At 39.0% G+C, this 25,887-nt stretch carries 18 protein-coding genes and 2 pseudogenes; 16 read left to right on the top strand and 4 right to left on the bottom strand.

Annotated features, from left to right (window positions below):
* Positions 1-8 precede the first annotated feature (8 nt).
* The 8 genes from IPK31_18460 (at position 9) to IPK31_18425 (ending at position 7,909) form a co-directional block, all read left to right on the top strand.
* A complete protein-coding gene (locus IPK31_18460; protein MBK8089743.1) occupies positions 9-1,487 on the top strand; it encodes a hypothetical protein in 1,479 nt (492 codons plus the stop codon).
* Between the two features lie 380 nt (positions 1,488-1,867).
* Entirely contained in the window at positions 1,868-2,881 is a 1,014-nt protein-coding gene (locus IPK31_18455) for a zinc-binding alcohol dehydrogenase family protein (protein MBK8089742.1), read from the top strand.
* Between the two features lie 143 nt (positions 2,882-3,024).
* A complete protein-coding gene (locus IPK31_18450; GenBank protein MBK8089741.1) occupies positions 3,025-3,801 on the top strand; it encodes an SDR family oxidoreductase in 777 nt (258 codons plus the stop codon).
* Between the two features lie 23 nt (positions 3,802-3,824).
* Positions 3,825-4,670, top strand: coding sequence for a fumarylacetoacetate hydrolase family protein (locus IPK31_18445; GenBank protein MBK8089740.1), 846 nt, complete (start codon positions 3,825-3,827; stop codon positions 4,668-4,670).
* A gap of 16 nt (positions 4,671-4,686) precedes the next feature.
* Positions 4,687-5,940, top strand: a complete 1,254-nt coding sequence (gene fucP, locus IPK31_18440) for an L-fucose:H+ symporter permease (protein ID MBK8089739.1) — start codon at positions 4,687-4,689, stop codon at positions 5,938-5,940.
* Positions 5,941-5,944: 4 nt separating this feature from the next.
* Positions 5,945-6,283: an L-rhamnose mutarotase gene (locus IPK31_18435; protein ID MBK8089738.1), complete on the top strand. Its 339-nt coding sequence runs from the start codon at positions 5,945-5,947 to the stop codon at positions 6,281-6,283.
* Positions 6,283-7,110, top strand: a complete 828-nt coding sequence (locus IPK31_18430) for an amidohydrolase family protein (protein MBK8089737.1) — start codon at positions 6,283-6,285, stop codon at positions 7,108-7,110. Before IPK31_18435 ends, IPK31_18430 begins: the two co-directional genes overlap by 1 nt.
* 10 nt (positions 7,111-7,120) lie before the next feature.
* Positions 7,121-7,909 carry an SDR family oxidoreductase gene (locus tag IPK31_18425; GenBank protein ID MBK8089736.1) on the top strand — a complete coding sequence of 263 codons (789 nt, stop codon included), beginning with the start codon at positions 7,121-7,123 and terminating at the stop codon, positions 7,907-7,909.
* Positions 7,910-7,925: 16 nt separating this feature from the next.
* Here IPK31_18425 and IPK31_18420 read toward each other — a convergent pair whose 3' ends face one another.
* The 4 genes from IPK31_18420 to IPK31_18405 form a co-directional block, all read right to left on the bottom strand.
* Entirely contained in the window at positions 7,926-8,666 is a 741-nt protein-coding gene (locus tag IPK31_18420; protein ID MBK8089735.1) for a hypothetical protein, read from the bottom strand.
* The gene (locus IPK31_18415) at positions 8,636-9,133 is read right to left on the bottom strand and encodes a hypothetical protein (GenBank protein MBK8089734.1); all 498 of its coding nucleotides are present in this window, start codon (positions 9,131-9,133) and stop codon (positions 8,636-8,638) included. Before IPK31_18415 ends, IPK31_18420 begins: the two co-directional genes overlap by 31 nt.
* Positions 9,073-9,270 carry a hypothetical protein gene (locus tag IPK31_18410; protein ID MBK8089733.1) on the bottom strand — a complete coding sequence of 66 codons (198 nt, stop codon included), beginning with the start codon at positions 9,268-9,270 and terminating at the stop codon, positions 9,073-9,075. Before IPK31_18410 ends, IPK31_18415 begins: the two co-directional genes overlap by 61 nt.
* A 194-nt stretch (positions 9,271-9,464) precedes the next feature.
* Positions 9,465-10,826: a hypothetical protein gene (locus IPK31_18405; GenBank protein ID MBK8089732.1), complete on the bottom strand. Its 1,362-nt coding sequence runs from the start codon at positions 10,824-10,826 to the stop codon at positions 9,465-9,467.
* Positions 10,827-11,005: 179 nt separating this feature from the next.
* Here IPK31_18405 and IPK31_18400 point away from each other — a divergent pair.
* From IPK31_18400 to IPK31_18365, 8 genes and pseudogenes are all read left to right on the top strand, one after another.
* A pseudogene (locus IPK31_18400) lies at positions 11,006-14,115 on the top strand (TonB-dependent receptor).
* A 25-nt stretch (positions 14,116-14,140) separates the two neighbouring features.
* On the top strand, positions 14,141-15,646 hold the full coding sequence (locus IPK31_18395) for a RagB/SusD family nutrient uptake outer membrane protein (protein ID MBK8089731.1): 1,506 nt from the start codon (positions 14,141-14,143) through the stop codon (positions 15,644-15,646).
* A 24-nt stretch (positions 15,647-15,670) separates the two neighbouring features.
* Positions 15,671-17,746, top strand: a complete 2,076-nt coding sequence (locus IPK31_18390) for a hypothetical protein (GenBank protein MBK8089730.1) — start codon at positions 15,671-15,673, stop codon at positions 17,744-17,746.
* A gap of 20 nt (positions 17,747-17,766) precedes the next feature.
* Positions 17,767-18,663 carry a PKD domain-containing protein gene (locus IPK31_18385; GenBank protein ID MBK8089729.1) on the top strand — a complete coding sequence of 299 codons (897 nt, stop codon included), beginning with the start codon at positions 17,767-17,769 and terminating at the stop codon, positions 18,661-18,663.
* Positions 18,664-18,665: 2 nt separating this feature from the next.
* Positions 18,666-19,685 (top strand): family 16 glycosylhydrolase, encoded by a 1,020-nt coding sequence (locus IPK31_18380; GenBank protein ID MBK8089728.1) that lies wholly within the window; start codon positions 18,666-18,668, stop codon positions 19,683-19,685.
* Between the two features lie 133 nt (positions 19,686-19,818).
* Positions 19,819-20,628 (top strand): annotated as a pseudogene (locus IPK31_18375) (glycoside hydrolase family 16 protein).
* A 168-nt stretch (positions 20,629-20,796) separates the two neighbouring features.
* Complete coding sequence (locus IPK31_18370; protein ID MBK8089727.1) at positions 20,797-23,040, top strand: glycoside hydrolase family 3 C-terminal domain-containing protein; 2,244 nt, start codon at positions 20,797-20,799, stop codon at positions 23,038-23,040.
* A 155-nt stretch (positions 23,041-23,195) separates the two neighbouring features.
* A complete protein-coding gene (locus IPK31_18365) occupies positions 23,196-25,886 on the top strand; it encodes a 4-alpha-glucanotransferase (GenBank protein ID MBK8089726.1) in 2,691 nt (896 codons plus the stop codon).
* The last annotated feature ends 1 nt before the right edge of the window (position 25,887 follow it).

The raw sequence follows: 25,887 nt of genomic DNA, 5'->3' as shown, positions 1-25,887 counted from the left end.
AGCCATTGATGCATAAACTCCTGAAACGTTTTCTGTTTGCAGTACTGATCATTCTTTCCATCTATTTACTGTTACTCATTCCTGTTCCTTCCAATGAGCATAAGATACAGGCGCATCAGCAGCCATTCAGCTGGAGCAGTGATTCTTTATGGAACAAACTGGAAGCTGATTTCTCAGAGAGCAGAAAGCTGGACACAGCAATTCTTCATATAAAAATTGATTCAGTCTTTCGCATTGAAGAAAAACTTTGCAGTGAAATGGAAAGCAGCACTATTGCATTGAATGATTCAGTTTACAATGCCGTCCTCTTTCATTTTTTTTCACTATCGGCATTGGTTGCAGCTCAGCCACAATATGCTCATCAGTTGAATGTACTTTATGGCAGAATACGAACTGCTGTGAAGTTTCAATCGCAACAGGTGGATATTAACAGTACAGCTGTAAGAAACAGCTTGTACAAAATGCTGTATGGATTAAGAGCCGCAGTTGAAGAAGTAGCTTTACAGGCTGACTCAACCGAACATATTCTTTTTGGAAAGGAAGAGCATTCCGCAACAGCATCAACCAACATCCTCGGCATAACAGTTCATAGTGGTGATTTGCTTGTTTCCCGTGGAGGGGCAGAAGTATCTGCATTTATTTCAAGAGGAAACGATTACCCCGGTAATTTTTCACATGTGGCATTGGTATATATTGATGCATCAGCAAATATCCCTTACCTCATTGAAGCGCATATTGAAAAAGGAGTAGCCGTATCATCTGTTGCAGATTATGTGAAAGATAAAAAGCTGCGGTTTATGGTATTACGTCCACGGTTTGATTTGCCACAATTGAAAACTGATTCAATGCTGCCTCAAAAAGTGGCCCTTTATGCGTTTGATGAAGCAGCTAAACGTCATATTCCTTATGATTTTAAAATGAACTATGATGATTCTTCGGCAATGTTCTGTTCAGAAGTTGGGTCTTATGCATACAGGAAAAATGGTTTGCAGTTATGGAAAGCAGTTTCAACCATTTCATCGCCGGGCGTGGAGAACTGGCTGCATTCATTTGGTGTAGAACATTTCGTAACACAAATGCCTTCTGATCTTGAGTATGATCCGCAGCTTACGGTTGTTGCAGAATGGAAGGATGGAGAAACATTATTTAAGGATCATCTTGATAATGCTGTGATGGATGCACTGCTCACTGAAGCAGATAAAGGAGCAGAGATTGGATACAATACATGGAAACTGCCTGTTGCAAGAGTATTGAAAGCTTATTGTGTTGTATTGAACCTGTTTGGGAAGGTTGGCAAAATTCCTGAAGGGATGTCAGCCGTGCAGGCAATGAAGAACCTTGAATTTGTGAACATATTCCAGCAGGTAAAAAAATCAGTTGCTTTACAGGCTGAAACTTTTACAGGTGTAAAAAAATACAAACCACCTTACTGGCAATTGGTAAAAATGGCGAATGCAGAGGCTCAGAACTACTTTACCAAACGGTAAAATAATCCATCAGTTTCATAATATCTTCCATTGAATATCTGTTCATTCTGTTCTATTTTTAGATTTTATTAGTTGTTATGCAGTTTTCAGAGCCATTATTGGTATTGTCAGATACAGGTAACGGCAGGACGCCTGATTATTGTCTGAATTCTATATTTACAGCCATGCTTAAACAGGATTAGTTTATGGTTCGAATGCCATTAAAAAAATGAACGATTGAACTTGCATTACATGAAAATAGTCTCCTCCTCTTTCTTGTTAATTGAGATTGATTCCTCAGTTTGTTTACATCGAAACAATACAGTAGAAGAACGAAAGACATCCGCATCGAAAACTACTGTTACTATATTTCCATCTTTTCATTCAGTTAAAGAAATTATATGAAGGCATTACTGTGTCAGCAACCGGGTTCGTTTGAATATATCAAAAAAGATCCACCCGAAATTCAGGAAGGCAGGGCAATCTTAAAAGTAAAACGTATTGGTATTTGCGGAACTGATCTGCATGCATTTGAAGGTACGCAGCCATACTTTGTTTATCCACGCATACTCGGACATGAACTGGGTTGTGAAATTATACAGGTTGATTCTTCCACAGGTTTTGAAGTAGGCGAAAAAGTTACACTCATCCCTTATTTTCATTGCGGTGAATGTATTGCCTGCCGTAACGGTCTTCCAAACTGCTGCGCAGCCATCAATGTATTTGGTGTGCATGTAGATGGCGGTATGATGGAATTTATTTCTGTTCCGGTTTCAGCATTACTGCATGGCGGCGATATGAGTTTTGATGAACTGGCATTGGTTGAACCATTGGCAATTGGCGCACATGGTATCAGAAGGGCTGGAGTAATGCCGGGTGAATTTGTTTTAGTTGTGGGTGCCGGACCAATTGGCTTGGGTGTAATGGAATTTGCCCGCATTGCAGGTGGTCGTGTTATTGCTATGGATGTAAATAATACCCGTCTGCAATTTTGCAAGGATAAACTGAAAGTGGAACATACCATTAATCCATTAGAGGAAGATGTATTGCAGAAATTGAAAGAAATTACCAATAACGATATGCCAACAGTAATTGTTGATGCATCGGGAAATCAGAGAGCGATCAACAGTGCTTTTTTGTACATGGCACATGGAGCAAGATATGTGCTTGTGGGTTTGCAGAAAGGCGAGTTAATTGTCAGTCATCCTGAATTTCATAAAAGGGAAGCAACATTAATGAGCAGCCGTAACGCAACATTAGCCGATTTTGATTTTGTGATGAGTTGTATGCGAAAGAAACTGGTTGATCCCGCCACTTATATCACACACCGTGTAACGTTTGATGAAGTGAAAGCAAATTTCGAAAGCTGGTTGAACCCGGCCAATGGAGTGATCAAAGCAATGGTGGAAGTATAAGCATAATTCCTGCAGAAGATTCTTATCTTATTGTTGCTGATGAGTTATCTTAGATGATACAGACATAAGCTGATCATTTTACAGTTGACAATGGTCGTTATTTTTAGAGTGAGTTGATTATTTATTTGAAAATCAATTGAATCATGTTTCAGTTACAGCAAAAAACAGCAGTTATAACAGGTGGTGGCAGCGGCATCGGCCGTGCAATTGCCAAGCTCTTTGCAAAGCAGGGAGCAACGGTTTATATTTTTGATATTGATGAAAAAGGATCGCAGCAAACAATAGAAGAAATTGCTGCAGCAAACGGATCGGCCAAAAGCATTCTTTTAAATATTTCCGATCAGCAACAGGTAAAAGATGCGGTACAGCAGGTTGTAAAAGAACAGGGGACAATTGATCTGCTGGTGAATAATGCAGGTGTGGCTCATGTAGGTACTGCCGACAGTACAACAGAAGAAGATTTTACCCGTCTTTTCAATATCAATGTAAAAGGCGTGTACAATTGTTTGCATGAAGTAATTCCGGTGATGAAAGAAAAGCAGAAAGGTGTTATCCTTAATATGTGTTCCATTGCCGCATCCGTTGGTATTACAGACCGTTTTGCTTACAGTATGAGTAAAGGTGCGGTGCTGGGAATGACTCTGTCTGCTGCACGGGATTACCTGTCAAGCAATATCCGTTGCAATTGTATTTCGCCTGCAAGAGTGTTAACACCTTTTGTAGAAGGATTCATTGCAAAAAACTATCCCGGAAAGGAAGAGGAGATTTTTGAAAAATTATCAAAGAGTCAGCCGATTGGCAGGATGGGTACAACAGAAGAAGTGGCACATCTTGCCTTGTATTTATGCAGTGATGAGGCTGGGTTTATTACGGGTTGTGATTACCCGATTGACGGGGGCTTTATAAAATTGAATAACTAAATAAACATAATAAAACAGTACAGATGAAATTGATTCGTTTTGGAGAAGCAGGAAAAGAAAAACCGGGTGTAATCTTAATCAGCAAATGTTATGATGTATCTGCATGGATAACTGATTATGATGAAGCTTTTTTTGAAAATGATGGCTTGAAAAAATTAGAAAAAATTGTGGCAACAACAACATTGCCTGTTGTGGATGTGAAACGATATGGTTGCCCGGTAAAGCGTCCTTCAAAAATTGTATGTATCGGATTAAACTACAGTGATCATGCAAAAGAAACAGGAGCAACACTTCCTGCAGAGCCGGTTATTTTCTTTAAATCAACAACAGCCATCATTGGCCCAAATGATGAAGTGATGATTCCAAGGGATTCAGTAAAGACAGACTGGGAAGTGGAACTAGCCATTGTGATTGGTAAAAAAGCTTCTTATGTAGAAGAGACTGATGCATTAAATTATGTTGCAGGTTATTGTTTGCATAATGATATCAGCGAACGTGAATTTCAGCTCGAACGTGGTGGTACCTGGGATAAAGGAAAAGGCTGCGATACATTTGCACCAATCGGGCCATGGCTGGTTACAAAAGATGAAGTTGCTGATGTTCACAACCTGCGTTTATGGCTTACCGTAAACGGACAGAAGATGCAGGACGGAACAACAGCTAATTTAGTGTTTAATGTGCCGCATCTTGTTTCCTATGTAAGCAGATTTATGACCCTGTTGCCGGGAGATATTATTTCAACTGGTACACCTGCCGGTGTTGGATTGGGAATGAAACCGCCTGTTTATCTCAAGCCAGGAGATGTAATGGAGCTGGGTGTTGATGGACTCGGAACATCCAAACAAACTGTGATTGCATTTAAAAAATAACAACCGATTCGCTGCCATGCCAAATCAAAAAAATCAACCGTATCTCTTTGCATTTATTCTTGTAACCTGTTTGTTTTTCCTGTGGGGATTTGCACATAATCTTGACCCGATTTTAATTCCCCACCTGAAAAGATCATTTACGTTAACAACAACGCAGTCAACATTGATTGATTCAGCTGTATTCATCGCTTACTTCGTGATGGCTTTACCGGCAGGTTATATCATGAAGCGGTTTGGTTATAAAATGGGAATCATTATTGGTTTATTATTGTTTGCTGCAGGTTCCTTTTTGTTTTTACCTTCTGCCGATTATCAATCCTATAATTATTTTTTGATTGCTTTGTTCATCATTGCATGTGGCTTAACTATTCTTGAAACAGCTGCCAATCCTTATGCTGCTGCACTGGGCGATCCGGCAACATCAACACAACGTTTAAATTTTGCACAGTCATTTAATGGGTTAGCTGCAGCATTGGCCCCGGTAATTGGGGCAAGAATTATTTTAACCAAAGGTCATACTGATACAGAATTAAATTTAATGACAGATGCGGCCAGGAAGATGGCATTGGCTTCAGAAGCTGCATCAGTTAAAATGCCTTATGCCATTTTGGGAATTGTACTAATTGTAGTAGCTATTCTTTTTGCCATTACACATTTGCCGAAAATCCAGCAATCCACCGGACATACTGCCAGTAAAAATATTTTCCATGCATTTAAGCATAAACATCTAAGCTGGGCAGTAGCTGCACAGTTTTTTTATGTTGGCGCACAGGTTTCTGTTTTTAGCCTGTTCATTTTATATGCTGTGAAATCTGCATCCATTGATCAGGTAACAGCTGCGGATTATTTAGGTGCCTGTGGTATTGCATTCCTGATTGGCCGTTTTTCAGGAACATTCCTGATGAAATATATCAAACCGGAAAAACTGCTGGCTTACTATGCTGCTGTTAATATATTGCTGAGTGTTGTTGCAATGATGGGGACCGGTATGATTACTGTTTATGCAGTAATCGCTATTTGTTTCTTTATGTCAATCATGTTCCCGACAATTTTTTCTTTAGGGATTAAAGATTTAAAAGGAGATACAGAGTATGGGAGCAGCTTAATTATTATGTCAATTGTCGGAGGTGCCATCATGCCACGCTTTTTTGGAATGATCAGCGACTGGAGCGGAAATATTCAGCTGGGATATATTGTGCCACTTATTTGTTTTATTGTAATCATGCTGTTTGGCTGGAAGGGGTACAGAATTACTAATGTTGAAAATTAATTCTATGCATCGCTATTGTTTAGCAGTTGATTTAAAAAATGACAAGCAGCTCATTATTGAATACGAGCAATATCATGAACATATCTGGCCTGAGATCAAAGCTTCCATCAAAGATGCAGGAATCATTCATATGGAAATTTACCGGGTTGAAAACCGTTTGTTCATGATTATGGAAACCACTGCTGATTTTTCATTTGAACAGAAATCAGCAATGGATGCTTCGAATACCAGAGTGCAGGAATGGGAAGAATTAATGTGGAAGTATCAGCAGGCTTTGCCAACTGCCAAAAAAGGCGAGAAGTGGATACTGATGAATAAAATATTTGATTTAAAAGAACAGTGATGAAGATCATTGATACACACCAGCATTTCTGGAAATACGATCCGTTTGTTTATGACTGGATAACAGAAGATATGTCTGTGATACGGAAAGATTTTCTGCCAATTGATCTTGCCGAAGTATTGAAAGCAGAAAAAATAGAAACATGTATTTCTGTGCAGGCAAATCAAACAGAAGCAGAAACCGAATGGCTTGTAAAGATGGCTGATGAAAATGATTTTATTGCAGGTGTGGTTGGTTGGGTTGATCTGCGCAGTAATTTGATCGAAGAATGGTTACAGTATTTCAAACAATACAAAAAACTGAAAGGCTTCAGACATGTATTGCAGGGTGAAGAACCTTCTTTTATGTTGCTGGAAAGTTTTCTGCATGGCATCAGCAAGCTGAACGAGTATGGGTATACTTATGATATCCTCATTTTTCCGCATCATCTTGAAGCTGCATTACAACTGGTGAAAAAATTTCCGGATCAGCGTTTTATAATTGATCATATTGCTAAGCCATCTATTAAAGATGGAAAGATTGATGAATGGAAAGCCGACATGAAGACAATCAGTAAACAGCAAAATGTTTATTGCAAACTGAGTGGTATGGTAACTGAAGCTGATTGGAAAAACTGGTCAAAAGAAAATTTAACTCCTTATATAGATACAGTTGTGAATTGTTTTGGAACAGACCGCATCATGTTTGGCAGCGACTGGCCGGTTTGCCTGGTAGCTTCATCGTACGAAAAATGGCTGAATGTGATCAAAGAATATTTCGCATCATACACAATGGAAGAACAGGAGAAAGTTTTCAGCAAAAATGCAATCAGGTTTTATAACTTATAAATGATAGAATATGAATCTCCAGTTACAGGATAAAGTGGTTATTGTTACCGGTGGTGCCAAGGGAATTGGCAAAGGGATTGTTGAAGTGTTGGCAAAAGAAGGTGCAATTCCAGTTATTGTTGGCCGCAGTGCAACTGATAATCAATTAGTGGTTGATGAAATTGAAGCAGCAGGTGGTAATGCATGGCAGGTGTGTGCAGAACTGTCAATACCCGAAGAATGTGAGAAAGCGGTTAATACTGTCATTGAAAAGTTCGGAAGAATTGAAGGGCTCATTAACAATGCAGGAGTAAATGATGGAGTAGGTTTGGAAACAGGCGATTACAAACGGTTTATGGAAAGCCTGCATAGAAATGTAGTGCACTATTATTTGATGGCACATTTTGCATTGCCTGAGCTGAAAAAATCAAAAGGAAGCATTGTAAACATTACTTCCAAAACTGCAGAAACAGGACAAGGAAATACTTCAGCTTATGCAGCAGCAAATGGTGGCAGAAATGCATTAACCCGTGAGTGGGCAGTGGAACTTGCAAAATATTCTATTCGTGTAAATGCGTTGGTTGTTGCTGAATGTTATACTCCATTGTATGATAAATGGATTAAGACTCTACCGAATCCTGAACAGAAATTAAAAGAAATCACTTCTAAAATTCCATTTGAACAGCGGTTTACCACTGCAGAGGAAATTGCCAACATGACTGTATTCTTGTTGTCACCGGTATCAAGCCACACAACAGGTCAATTGATTTATGTTGATGGCGGATATGTTCACCTTGATCGTGCTATGGCAAATGCATAAGCAGTAACAGAATAAGTCAATTCAAATGTATTTCATTCAGAAAATCATTCAGAGTTTGTTCTGTTGGTAATTGTAATTTCTTTCTGAGGCGGTAACGGCTGATTTCAACACCCCGTACAGAAATATTCATAAGCTGGGCAATTTCCTTGGAAGATAGTTTTAACTGCAGGTAAGCACACAGCTTTAAATCAGTGTTGGTTAAGCTGGGGAATTTCAACTTTAATTTTTTCAGAAAGTCATTGTTGATTTCATTGAAATGTGTGGCAAACTGTTCCCAATTTGAATTGTTTTTTTCAATATCATGAACAAGCTGAATTGCTTTTTTTACATCATGATTGCCGCCTGTTTTTTTATACAGCTGCTGTAATTCATCTTTCACTTTTATGAGCGCATCGCTTCTTTCAACTAAATGCATGCTTGCATCGGCAAGCTCTTTGTTTTTATAAGTAACCTCGTTAGATAGTTTTTCAATTTGAAGCTGAATAATTTCTTTTTCATTTTTCTCTACTTCTAACTGGTGAATGTACTTAAGCTTTTTCTGCTCCTCTTCATATTTAAGCTGCTGATGGTAGAACTTTCTTTTTTGCAATTTATCAACTATATATAAACCGAAAACAAAGAGAGCTGTATATAACAGGTATGCCCAGATTGTTTTATACCAGGCAGGCTTTACAACAAAACTATAACTTACAGGTTCAGATTCATTGCCGAGATTATCATGTGCTTTTACTTTAAACGTATAGGCTCCATTCGGCAGGTTGGTATAATCTTTTCAGTTTTCAATGTCCAGGCCGACCATTTGCTTTCATACCCTTCCAGCTGATAACTGTATTCAATATTGTTTTGCAGGCTGAAAGCAGGTGAACTGAATTCAAAGTGAAAGGAATTATAGTCTATAGGAAAGTGTAAAACGGATGATTTGGCTTGAATGTTTTTCAACACATCGTTTAATGGAAAGTGGCCACCAAAAATTACACTGTCATTTTTTCCGATAATTTTTACCTGTGTCAGTAAGATTTGCAAAGTCGGGTTTCTGCCGATGTACTTTTCATAGTTAAGGTGAAGTATTCCATTTTCAGATGCAATAAAAACATTTTCTTTACTGTATGGGTATATATTTTCAAAGCCGGCTAAAACTTTCCCTGTGAGTTCAGGGAAATAAGTCAATACAGGGCTGTTTTCTGTACCGGTGAAACGGGCAACACCAATTTTTTTCCACTGCAAAACCAAATATTTCCATCAGCATCTTCATTCAGATATTGAACACCTGTATTTGCAAATACCTTGTATAACAGGGGAGAAGCAATGAATTTTTCTGTTGGCGGATCGTATTCATAAACACCTTTTTCAGTAGCAAACACAACCCTGTTTTTTATCCGGAAAACATTGTTTCTGAAAGTTGATGGTAATCCATCTTTATCTGTAAACAACCGGGCAGTATATGATTTATTATCTTTTGATAATTGTATTTTATAAATGCCCCTGTACGGATGCGACGCCCATATTTCGTTATTATTATCAATTGCAAGAAAGCGCAGCGATTCATTTAAGCCACTCAGTTTTTCCCTTTCATGAATTTTGTTTCTGCAAATTCAAACATTGTCAAACCGAAATATGTTCCTGAAAGAACATTCTTTGCAGGGAAGATTGATGATGTTGGAACAAACAGCCACACACCACCATCATGCGTCAATTGCAATGCCTGGTTATTACTGATTAAATACGAGCCGTTGTGATGGCCCATGAACAACTGTTTATTTACTTCATCAAGCCGCCATACCTGCCCGTTACTGTTGTTGATCAGTTCAAAATTCCCTTTAGCAAAGCTCAGATCCTTATTTGAGTTTGCAATGGGAGCAGAATAAGCCCCATCGGAAGTGCCAATGTAAAGGCGGTTATTAAAAACATAGGAAGTATACCCTGATTGTTCATTGCTTTTACTCGGTTTAATGTATTTAATGGCAGAGTTGTAGGCAATAAAACTGATTCCGTTGTTTAATCCGGTCCATAAGTTATTGTCTTTATCAAGAAATATACTGAGTACTGTATTGTTTTGAAGACCTTCAGGCCGCCCGATTTGCTGAACAATTTGCCCGGCAGAATTAATAATTAAGCAGCCTTCAGATGTAGTGCCCGTCACAAATTCTGTACTGTTGATTTTTTCGAAAGAATAGATCTGGCTTTTAAGAAAATTGTTATCGGCTGCTGTACTCTTTTGGGTTAAGATGCCGTTGTAAAAAACATATAAGCCATTGAGGAGAGAACTGATGAGCAGGCTGTCATTACCCAATGCAGCTATTCCGGTAATATAAATATCCGGGAACGGGTTAGCGGTTGAAAGGGGTTGCCATTGATTATTAATAAACTGGAAAAGTCCTTTTTTAAGGTCCTGTGCAATCAGTTTATTGCCGGCTACTTTTATACTCTGCCAGCCGTTAATAGCGGGGTGAACCTGCATGGTTTCATTCTTCAGCTGACAAATCCGATCCCTGGTGCGACAAAAACCAGATTCCTTATATACCTCTATGTCCCATCTGTCTTCAAACTTATTTTGAGAGTCCGGAATCAGTTTTTTCAAGGATGTGTATAGAAGGGTGCCATTTTCATCGGGTGAATAGTAGCCAATCTCATCCTGACCACCTGCATACACCCGGTTTCCAACTAGGGCTATTGACCGTAATATCGTTTTGTTGGGTTGGGGGTAAACCTTCCAGTAAGCACCATCAAATGTTACAAGTCCCTCGTTATTGGCAAAGTACATGCGACCCCATTTGTCCTGCTTAATATCCCAGGTTTGGGTGCCTGCATGAAAGTCTGTGTTCTTATAATTTACTATTTGCGGCAGCCCTATCGTATTCTGTGCAACAGATAAATTTCCAAATAGTACAACCAAAAGAAAGGGAGCAAGCAATTTCATGAAATAAAGATAAAAAGATAAGTGATGTAGTAAAGATGAAATTTAAAACTATTGATAATCATATAGTTGAACAATAGTGATGTAGTGGAGATGTAGTGGAGAATGCCTTTGCAAATTTTTGTTTGACATAATTTTACCCCTCGATTGATATTGATTAAAACTAAACAAAAAACTTGCGTATGAAAAAAGTCATTCAGGGAATGTTCTTTATTCTCTTATTGTTTGCCACAAACATAAGTTGGGCACAAAACAAAACCGTTACCGGTAAAGTAACCGGTGAAAAAGGAGAAGGGGTTTCCAAAGCCTCCGTAGTTGTAAAGAATTCAACAATTGGTACAACTACAAATGAAAAGGGCGATTTTACAATATCGGTTCCTTCAACAGCAAAAACCTTAGTAATTACGTCCGTTGGCTTCGAATCAAAAGAAGTGGCTATTACAAATGGTCCTTTGGAAATTACTCTTACTGAAGCTGTTTCCAAATTAGCAGAAGTAGTGGTTGTTGGTTATGGTACTCAAGGGTAACGAAAGTATCCGGTGCCATTTCAACAATAAAGAGTGCTGAAATTGAAAAGTTACGGCCTGTACGTGTTGAAGAAGTGTTACAGGGCAAGGCTTCCGGTGTAAATGTGATTCAAAGCGGTTCACCCGGTTCAAAACCTACTGTTCTGATCAGGGGTATTCCTTCTTTTTCAGGAACTGATCCGGTTGTAATTATAGATGGTGTTCCTCAAACACTCACTGATTTTAATTCTATTAATGCTTCCGATATCGAGTCAATCAGCGTTTTAAAGGATGCTGCAACAACCGCCATTTATGGTGTGAAAGGTGGAAATGGTGTTATAGTTGTAACAACCAAGTCGGGTAGAAAGAATCAAAAAACAGAAATTACCATCAGCAGTAATTATGGTGTGCAGGAAGTAATGAACACCATTGGTGTATTAAATGCTACTGAATATGGAGCCATTATTAATGAAGGAAGTACTGTAGCAGGTGGAAATGTTATTTTCCCTGATTTATCTGTTTTGGGAGTTGGTGTTGACTGGCAGAAACAAATTTTCAAGAAGGCAACACTGCAATCACATAATATTACTGCCCGTGGTGGTGGCGATAGAATGTCTTATTTCCTTTCAGGTGGTTACTTGAACCAGGGAGGAATTGTAGGAGGAAATGATAAATCTAAATTCGACAGGGGAAACTTTACTGCCAACCTGAATTTCGATCTTTCCCGTAAATTAAAATTCATTGTCAATACTACCGGGGTTATCCTTAATTCAAAAGGTATTCAGGAAAATTCATTTAACAGCGTTATTGGCAGTGCATTGAATTTTGATCCTACTGTACCTGTTTATAACACAACACCAAATACTGTAGGTAAATATGGATACAGTAACCTGTTGTTATCAGAAATATTTAATCCGCTTACAAAGCTGGATAACACGTATAATAAAAACATCTGTACAAAACTGTACGGCAAGTTTGAACTGCAGTATGATGTACTGAAAAATCTCAAACTCACTACACGTTTTGGATATACAAAGTATGACGGTAATTCCAAGAGCTTTACACCAAGTGTATTTTATGGTCCTTTAAATGTTGAGAATTCAATGAATGCTGATGGTTCTGCTGTTGTCGGCAAGCACAATAGTGTTTCACATGACAAAGTGAGCAACTTTAATTATACCTGGGAAACTTTCGCCAATTATAATTTCAGAATTAAAGAACATCATAATTTTGAAACAGTTCTTGGTTTTTCAATGGCGAGAACTTCAGGAAATGCAGCCGGTGCAACCAGGCAGGATGTTCCTTTTAACTCATGGGAATTTGCTGATTTTACTGCAGCAGTTGGAAACAACACTGCAACCAATACCAATGCACTTACCGGTTACTATTACCAGTATTTCAGAAGGAATCTTTCTTATTTCGGCCGTATCAATTATGATTACAAGGAGAAGTATTTAGCATCTTTTACTGCACGCCGTGATGGTTCTTATGCGTTTGGTACAGATAATAAATTTGCCAACTTCTTTTCCGGTTCATTGGGCTGGGTAGCTTCCAATGAAGATTTCTTCCATTCTGATTTTATTGATTACTTAAAAATCAGGGGAAGCTATGGATCAATCGGTAATGAAAATGTAGATCCTCAATATGTAGGTATTGTTACCGGCGGACCAAGCTATGGTTCAACTGCCAACAGTAATGGTTACACATTTAGTGATGTATTTTATCCGGGCTCTACAGTAGGGTCTGCTGCCAACAATGCTTTGCGTTGGGAGAAACAATTGCAGGCAAATGCCGGTTTTGATATGACCTTCTATAAGAAGAAATTTTCTATATCAGCTGATTACTTCCAGAAGAAAGTGGATGGTTTGTTATTTACACCTTCTGCTTCTTTATATCTTGGTACAGTTCCTATTCCTACTGCCAATATCGGTTCAACAAAAAGCAGTGGTGTTGATCTCTCCCTGAATTATACTGAAGTAATCGGGAAAGATTTCAGACTGACTACAGGTCTTACATTCACCACTTCAAAAAATGAAGTAACCGCAACAAACAGCGATGGTACTGCAAAAATTTACGGTGGTGGGTATTTTAATGGCCAGTCACAAACAGTAACTGTTTTTGAAAAAGGCTTTACACCCGGTTATTTTTATGGATATAAAACAGATGGCTTATTTCAAAATGCGGGAGATCTTACCAAAGGTGCAACACAAACAGGTGCCCAACCCGGTGATATCCGTTTTGTGGATGTAAATAACGACGGAGTTATAAACGCACTGGATCAAACAAAGATTGGAGATCCATTCCCTGATTTCACTATTGGATGGAGTCTGAACCTGGAGTATAAAAACTTTGATTTCAACGCCTTTACTTATGTATCGAAAGGAAATGATATCTACAGTGCGTATGAAAGAAATGCTAACTACAGCAACAAGTTCCGTTCTGTACTGGGCAGGTGGACTGGGGAAGGTTCAACCAATGATGCAAGAACTCCAAGATATTCCTTTACTGATGCCAACAGTAATATCCGTGTATCAGACAGGTATGTTGAAGATGGTTCATTTATCAAAATTAAAAACCTGCAGTTAGGTTACACATTACCAGCATCTGTTACAAAAAATATCTTCAGTAAACTGAGAGTTTATGTACAGGTAAAAAATGCATTCACCTTTACCAAGTACACAGGATTTGATCCTGAAATATCCGGTGGTATTTTAAATTCAGGTGTTGATCGTGGTGCATATCCTCAGGCAAGGATTTATTCTGTAGGTCTTGACATTAAACTTTAACACTCCAATCAAAAAAAATATTACAATGAAGAAAATAACTATAATAAGCCTGGTACTGATCGTAACCATGCTTGCTTCGTGCAAAAAATGGGTGGATTATAATCCACATGAGGATTTCAGGATTACAGAACTTGATTATTTGAAATCAGAGACTGATTACCGTACAATGGCAATCAGTGTGTACACTCCCATACAATGGCTGAATCAAACAGTACCTGTTGGTGATATTGCATCTGACAATGCTGTTAGCGGTGGCGAAAATGCATCAGATGTATTGTCTCTGCAACAGATCGATGATTATACACACACTTCTGTTAACTCAACCCTGACTGAAATATGGCAGGCCGCATACGAAGGAATTAACCGTGCCAATTACATGCATCAGTATAAAGCCGCAAATCTTGCCGGTGAAACTGTTGACTTTGCAGGTAAAGATGCATTGTATGGTGAAGTTTATTTTTTGAGAGCTTACTATTATTTCACTTTAGTTAAGTTCTTTGGCGATGTTCCATTGTTTACAGACAAACGCCTTGGACTAACAGATTCAAAGTCCTTAACAAGGGCGCCGAAGGCTGATGTGTACAAACAAATTGAAGCAGATTTAACTGCTGCAATTACTGTTTTACCGGCAATACAAACACAAAAGGGACGCATCACAAAATATGCTGCGCAGGCTTTATTGGGTAAAGTTTATTTGTATCAGAATAAGTTTGATGCTGCCGCAACTGTATTGGAAAGTGTAATTACAGCCAATGCATTCAGCCTCGTCACAAACTTTAGTTCAATGTTTTTAGCTGCCGGTGAAAATGGTCCTGAGTCTGTATTTGAAATTCAGTATTCCAATACTTCTCCTTATTATAATTGGGGAGGTGTTACAAGAGGACAGGGAAATCTTTCAGTTCAACAATGTGGCATCAGAGGTTTAAATGGTACTGCTGCTATGCCATATGCAGCAGGCTGGAGTACAAATTTACCAACCCAAAATTTAGCAGCTGCATATACTGCCGGTGATCAACGAAAATCAGCAACAGTACTTGATATTGAAGCTTATAAAACCTCAAACCCTTCTTTCAATATTACTTACCAGGTAGCTCCTTATAAAAATACCGGTTTGTATAATCAGAAGTATCTGCCAAGAAAAGGTGAAACATCCGGACAGATTGAATTGAACTTCCTGAATAATTTCAGAACAATCCGTTATGCTGATGTTTTGTTAATGGCAGCAGAAGCAAACAGCAAAGCAACAGCTCCAAATACAACAAAAGCACAAACCTATCTGAACCTGGTTCGTCGCCGTGCTTTCGGTGATAATCTGCATGATATTACATCAACAGGTACTGCTTTATACCAGGCAATACTTGATGAACGCAGACTTGAACTTGCAATGGAAGGAGAGCGTTTCTTTGACCTTGTTAGAACAGGACAGGCTGCAGGAAAAATCACCGGTTTTACAGCAGGTAAACATGAAGTGTTCCCGATTCCGCAACTGGAAATAAATATTTCCGGTTTAACACAAAATACCGGCTATTAATCAATCAACATTAAAAAGATAGTTATGTATACATCAAAATATTTATTCAGCCTGTTGTTTTTACTTCTTGTTATAACAGGATGTAAAAAGACAGTAAACGATGATATCGCCTTTGGAGAAAATGCCGCACTGCCAGATAAGCTTTCGGCCATGTTCGACATTACACAGGATAATACCGGGTTGGTAACCATTACTCCTAATGGAGAAGGAGGAACCACTTATGATGTTTATTTCGGTGATGCAGCTGCAACGCCGGTAAAAGTTTCAGCAGGCGGTAATGCAAAGCATGTGTATGCTGAAGGAGTATATAACGTAAAAATTATTGCTCATAACATTTCAGGAAAAACAACCGAAGCAACACAGAAGCTCACCGTTTCATTCAAGGCTCCTGAAAATTTAGAAGTTACAGCAGTTGTTGATCCGACAAATAATTACAAAGTGAATGTTTCAGCAAAAGCTTTGTATGAAACACTGTTTAAAGTATACTTTGGTGATGTTGCTAATGAAGTTCCAAAGTCATTTTTGGAAGGTGAAACAATCAGCCATGTGTATGCTGCAGTAGGAACTTATACTGTAAGAGTAGTTGCGTTAAGCGGTGGTGCTGCAACAACAGAAATTACAAAAACGATTAACATTGTTGATCCCGTTTTGTTGCCAATCACCTTTGAATCACCAACTGTAACCTATGCCTTTAATAATTTTGACGGCGGCGGAGTTACAGTAGTAAGCAATCCTCAATCGGGTGGTATTAATACAAGTGCGAAGGTTGGTAAAATGATAAAGAGTGCCGGCCAGGTTTGGGGCGGCAGCTGGATTGGTCTTGGAAGTTCGATTGATTTTTCTGCTAACAAAATTTTCAGAATGAAAGTATTTTCTCCAAGAGTGGGAGCAAAGGTTTTACTGAAAGTTGAAAACGCAGCCAACAGTGCACTCAATTTTGAAAAAGAAGTGGCTACAACTGTTGCCAACGCATGGGAAGACATGGTGTTTGACTACAGCGCAATCAACACAGCAAATACCTACGAGCACATTGTTCTCATCTTTGATTTGGGAACGCAGGGCGATGGATCTGCTAATTTTACCTGGTTGTTTGATGACATCAGGTTAACAAACACAATTCCGTCTTCACAGGTTAATTTACCACTTACATTTGATGAAGCAGGTGTTAACTATACAGTAGTTGATTTTGGAAACAATATTACAGTAGATGCAGTTGATCCGGAAAATGCAGCGAATAAAGTAAAGAAAACAACCAAACCAAGTGGTGCTGAAACATGGGCAGGAACAACCATGAGCACATCAGCAGGGTTTGCTTCTAAAATACCTTTTTCTGCTACAGCAACACAAATGACAGTAAGGGTATATTCACCTGCAGCAGGAATTCCTGTTCGTTTAAAAGCAGAAGATCATACCAACAATACAAAATCAGTTGAAACAGAAGCGGTAACTACAGCGGCAAATGCATGGGAAACATTGACATTTGATTTTGCCAACCAGGCAGCGGGTACAGCAGCAATCAATTATGCTTATAACTATGATATGGCTTCCATCTTTTTCGACTTTAATACTGCAGGTAATGGAAAAATATTTTACTGGGATGATGTAAAACATCTGGCTGTAAACCCTCCACCGGCAGGGCCTTCACTTCCTCTTACATTCGAATCAGGTACGTTTACGTTTACTGATTTTGATGGTGGCAATGCAACAGTTGTTACAAATCCAAATTCAGGTGGAATTAATGCAAGCAGTAAAGTTGGTAAGATGATTAAGAATGCAGGTCAGCCATGGGGTGGAAGCTGGATTGCTTTATCATCTGCAATTGATTTTTCAGTGAAAAAAACATTCAAAGTAAAAGTGTTCTCACCAAGAATAGGAGCCAAGTTACTGCTGAAAGTTGAAAATCAAACAAATGGTGCACTTAATTTTGAAAAAGAAGTAGCTACAACTACTGCCAATGCATGGGAAGAGTTAACCTTTGATTTCAGTGCCATCAATACAGCAAATTCCTATCATAAGATTGTATTGATCTTTGATCTTGGAACAATGGGCGATGGATCAGCCAACTTCACTTTCCTTTTTGATGATATTTCACTTAATTAATTTTTAAACGGATAACAATCATGATAAATAATATAAAATCAATTGCTGTTCTTTTTGTTGCAATACTGATTGGTTTCAGCAGTTGTAAACAGGAAAGCTATTCCTTTGGAGATATTAAGACTCCTTCGGCACTTACTTTAACTGCTGTAGTAGTTGGAACAGATGTTGCCAATCCCAACGGAAATGGAACAGGAAGGGTAACCATTACCACAACAGCAGCAAGTGCATTAACGTACAAAATCGATTTTGGCGATGGTAAAAGTGAAGTTGTTCCCGGTGGTGCGTTGACATATAAGTACACCAATCCCGGAACTGCCGAATACACCATTACAGTAAATGCCGTAGGAACCGGTGGAGCCATTTCAACCATCAGCAAAAAGGTGAAAGTATTTGTTGCTTTTGAAATTCCTGCTCCGATTATTGCAGCATTAACAAACGGATCAAGCAGAGTATGGGTTTCTGACAAAGATGCCAACGGACATTTTGGTGTTGGACCGGCCGATGCGTTTGCTCCAATCTGGTATGCTGCAGGACCTAATTCAAGAGATGCCTGTTCATATGACGATGAGATTACTTTTTCAAAAGACGCCAATAATAATATATCAATGGCGATTGATAACAAAGGTCAATCTTTTTCTATTGGAGCTGCAACAGCATTTTACGGATTCAGCGGTGGTGATGCATGTATAAATCTTGGTACAACAGGAACAAAGAAACTGGCATTTATGGATGCAACTTCAGCATCTACCAGTGCTAATTCAACAAGAATTCAGTTTACTGTTCCCGGAAATGGAATGATCATTTTTGGTACAGGTGGAACAACGTATGAAATCCTGGAACTGTCAGCAACAAACATGACGCTGCGTAGTATTGGAATTGATGGTAACTCCTGGTATCAAAAATTAAAAGTGAAATAAGTATGAGATATTTATCAGTTCTGTTATTATTTATACTGGTGATGGGCTTTTCCTGCAAAAAGAAAAGTTCACCGACGGTTGATATAGCACCGACAAATCTCACTCTGAACGCAGTTGTAAATACTGATAACAGCGGTAATGTTGCTTTTACAGCTTCTGCCAGCAATGCAGTTACATACGATTATGATTATGGTAACGGGATTTTCCAAACCGTTGTTTCAGGTATTGTAACATATAAGTACCCGGCTTCGGGTACTTATACTGTTAATGTGATTGCGAAAAGCAGCACAGGAAAAACGATATCTAAATCCATTCAGATTACTGTTACGGTTGCTGTTTCATTAATATGGTCGGAAGAATTTGATGTGCCTGGTGCACCTAATCCGGCAAAGTGGGGTTATGATCTTGGTGCTGGCGGTTGGGGAAATGCCGAACAGCAGAATTATACCAACAGAGCTGATAATGTAATTGTATCGAATGGCACATTAAAAATTACAGCAAAGGCAGAGAGCTATAACGGCAGCGCTTATACATCTGCAAGGTTATTATCGAAAGATAAATTTTCATTTAAGTATGGTAAGGTTGAAGTCAGAGCAAAGTTGCCAATAGGTTTGGGTACGTGGCCAGCTATCTGGATGTTGGGAAATAATGTTTCAACTGCCGGATGGCCCGCCTGTGGTGAGATAGATATTATGGAACATATCGGAAATCAGCAAAATAAAATATACGGTACATTACATCACCCAGGACACTCCGGTGGAAATGGAGATGGTGGTACGGTTACTATTCCAAATGTTTCAACAGAGTTTCATAAGTATTCCTTAGACTGGTCGGCAGCAACAATAAAGATTTCTGTAGATGATGTTCCTTTTTTTACGTTTAGCAACAACAGCAGTTTGCCATTCAATCAGAATTTTTTCATCATACTGAATGTTGCAATGGGCGGAACTTTTGGAGGAACAATTGATCCTGCTTTCAGCAGTTCAACATTGGAAATAGATTATGTAAGAGTTTATCAATAGACTAAATAGATATACAGCACACAATCGAGTATTTATAATCAATGGAGGAGTGAATCGTATCGGCTTTTTCTGGTTAATACCATTCACTCTTTTCTGGTTTGTCTTTCGTACAAACAATTAAAACACTACAGCAATGATTCTCAAAAAATATACGTTGTTTTTTTTCATGTTACAGCTCTTTGTTTTTTGTGATGCAACTGCACAGACCTCTTTTACAAAGCTGGTGTGGTCAGATGATTTTAATCAACCTGGATTGCCCGACAGTTCAAAGTGGGGCTATGATAAAGGAAGAGGATGCCCTGACAATTGCGGATGGGGCAATAAGGAACTTCAATTTTATACACATGATCGCCTTGAAAATGCCAGGGTAGAAAACGGTCACCTGGTTATTGAAGCAAGAAAAGAAAATTTTTCTGATGCAAAATATACTTCAGCAAGATTGGTTTCGAAAAATAAAGGCGACTGGAAATACGGACGCATTGAAGTCCGTGCAAAACTTCCTGCAGGTACAGGTATGTGGCCTGCCATCTGGATGTTACCTACTAAGTGGGAATATGGGGGCTGGCCTAAAAGCGGTGAAATTGATATTATGGAAAATGTTGGGTACTGGCCCGATTCTGTTTTAGGCAGTGTGCACACAGGTGCATATAATGGAATGCTTGGCACACAAAAAACAAATGGGATAAAACTTACTGATCTGTCAACAGCATTTCATGTGTATTCTATTGAATGGACTGCAGATGTGATTTCTTTTTTAATTGATAATAAAAAGTATTACGAGTTCAGGAACGAAGGAAAAGGGAGCGAAACCTGGCCTTATGATAAAGAGTTTCATTTGCTGAAGAATATTGCAATAGGAGGAAACTGAGGCGGTAAGGTTGGAGTGGATGATAAAATCTTTCCTCAGCGAGTGGTGATTGATTATGTAAGAGTTTATCAGTAAATCGGGCGACAGGTAAACAATTTATATAATAGGGTTTTCATCATCCTTGCACTACATTGCTTAAATTGGTAATCAGGATTGTGAGAAGCCTTTTTTATTTTTAACAGATCGGCTTTGGCCTTATTTGATTGATTCTTTTAGAATTGTTTCATTAGTAATATAAATGCCATGTTTAAAAACTACTTTCTTGCAGCTGTTCTGCTGCTCTTGTCTATCAGCCAGCTTGTAACTGTTGCTGCACAGAAAAAAACAATCAGTCAGAAAGTTGATTCCGTTTTAAAGCTGATGACACTGGAAGAAAAGATCGGCCAGATGAATCAGTATAATGACGATCATGTAGCAACCGGACCGGTAACGCCGGATAATAATAAAATAGGACAAATAAAAAATGGCCAGGTTGGTTCTTTATTAAACACAGTTGGTGTTGAACGTACAAGAAGCTGGCAGCAGATTGCCATGCAATCCCGTTTAAAAATCCCTTTACTGTTTGGACAGGATGTAATTCATGGATACAAAACAACGTTTCCAATTCCTTTGGCAGAAGCATGCAGCTGGGATCTTAATGCAATTCAACTGACTGCCAGAATTGCTGCAACAGAAGCAAGTGCTGCCGGTATTCACTGGACATTTGCACCCATGGTTGATATTGCCCGTGATCCACGCTGGGGAAGGGTTATGGAAGGTGCTGGTGAGGACACTTACCTCGGGTCGCAGATCGCCTATGCAAGAGTAAAAGGTTTCCAGGGAAATAAGTTAGGCGATATAAATGCTGTGATGGCTTGTGCCAAGCACTTTGCTGCTTATGGGGCAGCTATTGGTGGCAGAGATTATAATTCTGTTGACATGAGCGACAGAATGTTATGGGAAACATATCTTCCTCCATTCAAATCTGCATTAGATGCAGGTGCTGCTACTTTTATGAATTCATTTAATGATCTGAATGGAGTGCCTGCAACGGGAAATAAATATTTGCAAAGGGATATCTTAAAAGGCAAATGGGGCTTCAAAGGATTTGTTGTGAGTGATTGGGGGTCAATTGGAGAAATGATCAACCATGGTAATGTAAAGAATCAGTATGAAGCTGCATTGTCTGCAATTACCGCAGGCAGTGATATGGACATGGAAAGTCGCTGTTATAAAAACAGTTTGGTGCAATTGATTAAAGATGGTAAAGTGCCGATGGCTTTGATTGATGATGCAGTAAGAAGGATTCTGCGTAAGAAATTTGAACTCGGTTTGTTTGATGATCCGTATAAATTCTGTAACGAAGCAAGAGAACAGGCAGCATTAAATAATCCTGCGCATGTAAAAGTGGCTAGGGAAGCAGGAGCAAAAAGTATTGTGCTGCTGAAAAATCAAAATAACTTATTGCCTTTATCAAAGAACACAAAAACAATTGCATTCATCGGGCCATTGGTAAAAGCGGTGAAACAGAACAAAGGTTTCTGGGATGTGGAGGTACCCGGTGTTGATTCGAATTACATTGTAACACAATGGGAAGGGCTGCAGAATAAAGTGGGTTCGGGCACAATCTTATTGTATGCAAAAGGATGTGATATTGAAGGGACCAACAAAGATGGTTTTGCAGAAGCTGTTGCAATAGCAAAACAGTCAGATGTTGTGATCCTCAGCATTGGTGAAAGAAGAGATATGAGTGGTGAAGCAAAGAGCCGCAGTAATCTCAGTATTCCCGGTGTGCAGGAAGATTTACTGAAAGAATTACTGGCAACCGGTAAACCCGTTGTTGTACTGATCAATGCTGGCCGTCCGTTAGTATTTAATTATACAGCTGATAATGCACCGGCTATTTTATATACCTGGTGGCTGGGCAGTGAAGCAGGAAACGCTATTGCAGATGTTTTGTTTGGAGATTATAATCCTTCTGCAAAACTGGCCATGACTTTTCCACGCAGTGTTGGACAGATCCCGATTTATTACAGCTATTTTAATACAGGCCGTCCGGCAACAAACGACAGTAACCGGCATTATAATTCTTCTTATAACGATGAATCTATTTTTCCAAAGTTTGAATTTGGATATGGTTTAAGTTATACCAGCTTTCAATACAGCAATCTGCAGATGAGTAAGAGAAAAATGAAAGCCAATGAACAGATTGAAGTGTCTGTAACCATTACCAATACAGGAAAATACGACGGAGAAGAAATCGTTCAGTTGTATTTAAGAGATAAGGTTGGTTCAATCGTTAGACCAATCAAGGAGCTGAAGGATTTTCAGAAGATCAGTTTAAAGGCAGGTGAAACAAAAACCATCAAGTTTGTCATCAGTAAAGAAAAACTATCGTTCTATAATCAGCAACTGCAATGGGTAGCCGAACCCGGCGATTTTGATGTAATGATCGGTGCCTCATCAAGGGATATCAGGCTGAACGACAAATTTGAGCTGATTAAATAATAAAGCCGTAAACGTTTGCAGAACTCTCTTTTATGAGGAGGAAATAGAGTCGGCTTGAGTTTCTTTGTACAGGAAGGTAACTACCTGATTACTATTAGCCGGAAAGAGCATCATTGTGGCCTTTTTTTGCCTAAATTACCGCCCAATTCTTGCATATGAAGATTCAGTTTTATCTCCGCTTCTTTACTAAGTATGGCCAAAGCCTGTTTATTACGGGGAATTGTGCCCAGCTGGGTAACAACGATTTGTCCGCAGCCATACCCATGCAATACCTTACAGACGAATTCTGGACGGCTACCACTGAGTTAGGTAAAGACTTTGAAAACGAACTGCAATATAACTACCTGCTTAAAAATGAAAATGGTGAAAGCATCCTTGAATGGGGCGATGACAGAATAGTTGAAGTAATGAAATTAGCAGTTGATGAAGTAACCCTGATTGATACATGGAATCATGCAGGCGAATTTGAAAATGCGTTTTACACACAGCCTTTCCAGGAAGTGTTGCTGCCAAAAGCAGCACCCGTCAAACCGCATTCACTTAAATCTGTTACACATATTTTTAAAGCAAAAGCTCCATTACTGAAAGAAGATGAGGTGCTTTGTATTGCAGGGAGCAATGCAAGTCTCGGCACATGGAAAACAGAAGAGCCTGTATTAATGCAGCGTGAAGGAAACTGGTGGACAGCTAAACTTAACTTATCAAGCGAAAGTTTTCCTGTTGCTTATAAATATGGAGTGTTTAATATCAAAACAAAAACCTTTGTACTTTTTGAAACAGGCAACAACCGTATCTTATATGACAGCTACGGCAAAAAGAAAATCAGTATTCTGCATGATGGTTTTGCCCAATTGCCGAATAACACATGGAAAGGTGCCGGAGTAGCCATTCATGTTTTCAGTTTACGTACACAAAAAAGTACTGGAGTTGGTGAGTTTACCGATATCAACGCATTGGTTGACTGGGCGAAGAAAGTGGGCATGAAAGTGATCCAGATTCTTCCTGTCAATGATACAACAGCAACCAACACCTGGATGGATTCTTATCCTTATGCTGCTATCTCAGCGTTTGCATTGCATCCAATGTTTGTGAATCTTGAAGAAATGGCTGGCGATGCCAATCATAATGCCATTAAATCAATCAGAAAAAAACAGAAGGAACTGAATGAGTTGCCTGAGATGGATTATGAAGCAGTGATGAAATTGAAATGGGCAGTGATCAAAGAATTGTATGCTTTGCAAAAAGATGAGATGCATGAGGATCTGAAGTTCTTCGAGTTCTTTGATCTTAACCGTCACTGGCTGGTGCCTTATGCTGCATTCAGTTATCAGCGTGATAAATATAAAACACCCGATTTCAATCAATGGAAAACACTCAGTGTTTATAGTGAAGAGGAAATACAAAAGTTTGTTGCCCCCGGACAAAAGCATTACGATGAAATTGCCATTCATTATTTTGTACAGTATCATCTGCATCTTCAATTAAAAGATGCTGCAGAATACGCACATCGAAACAGTGTGATTTTAAAGGGTGATATTCCTATTGGTATTTACCGTAACAGTTGCGATGCATGGGTTGAACCTGAATTATACAACATGAGCATGCAGGCTGGTGCACCTCCTGATGATTTTGCAGTGAAAGGACAGAACTGGGGCTTTCCCACATATAACTGGCAACGGATGATGGATGATGATTTCAGATGGTGGCGCAGAAGGTTTGAGCAGATGAGTAATTACTTTGATGCATTCCGTATTGATCATATTCTTGGTTTCTTCCGCATCTGGAGTATTCCGATGCATGCTGTAGAAGGTATTCTCGGATACTTTGTACCGGCTACACCTGTTCATATCAGTGAATTCAGTCAGAAGGGATTGTGGTTCGATTATCAACGTTTATGCCGTCCGTATATCAATGATTCTGTATTGGCTGAAGTAATGGGAGGCGATACAGAAATATTGAAACCATATCTGAATCATATTGATAACGGATACTTTGAACTGAAAGAAGAATTCAATACACAGCGCAAAGTAGAAGCCTGGTTTGAAAAACAGGAAAAGGATGAAGTGAACAACCGCATCAAAATAGGATTGTATGATTGTATCAGCAATGTGATTTTGTTTGAAGTGGAAGGAAGCCAGGCGCAGCAGTTTCATTTCCGCATCAGCATGAGTTCAACCATTTCATTCAAACATCTTGATGGGGATACAAAAGCAAAACTGGAAGATTTATATGTAAACTATTTCTTTAAGCGCCAGGATGAAGCATGGAGAAAAGAAGCTATTGCAAAATTGCCTTATCTCAAACGTTCCACCAATATGCTCATTTGTGGTGAAGATTTGGGTATGGTGCCTGATTGTGTTCCTGATGTAATGAAACAACTGGGTATGCTGAGTCTGGAAATTCAGCGCATGCCAAAAGACCCGAAGAAACAGTTCTTCCATCCCGCAGATGCACCTTACTTAAGTGTAGTTACACCAAGTACACATGATATGAGTACGATTCGTGGCTGGTGGGAAGAAGACAGGGCACAAACACAGAAATTTTATAACAGTGAATTGGGGCAGTTTGGTGAAGCTCCTTATTTCTGTGAACCATGGATTGTTCAGAGTATCATTGCTCAGCATTTGCAGTCACCTGCTATGTGGAGTATTTTCCAGGTACAGGAATTGCTGGGCATGAGTGAAAAGCTGCGGAGAGAAAATCCGAATGATGAACGCATCAATGTACCAGCCAATCCAAAACATTACTGGAGATATAGGATGCATATTTCACTGGAAGATCTGATCAAAGAAGATGAATTCAATGATGAGTTGAAAAGATATGTGGTGTTGAGTGGGAGAGGATGAA

This window comes from Chitinophagaceae bacterium (assembly GCA_016713085.1).
GTDB lineage: Bacteria > Bacteroidota > Bacteroidia > Chitinophagales > Chitinophagaceae > Lacibacter.
Note: the sequence above shows the minus strand (reverse complement) of the source record. Positions and strands in the feature narration are given on the sequence as shown.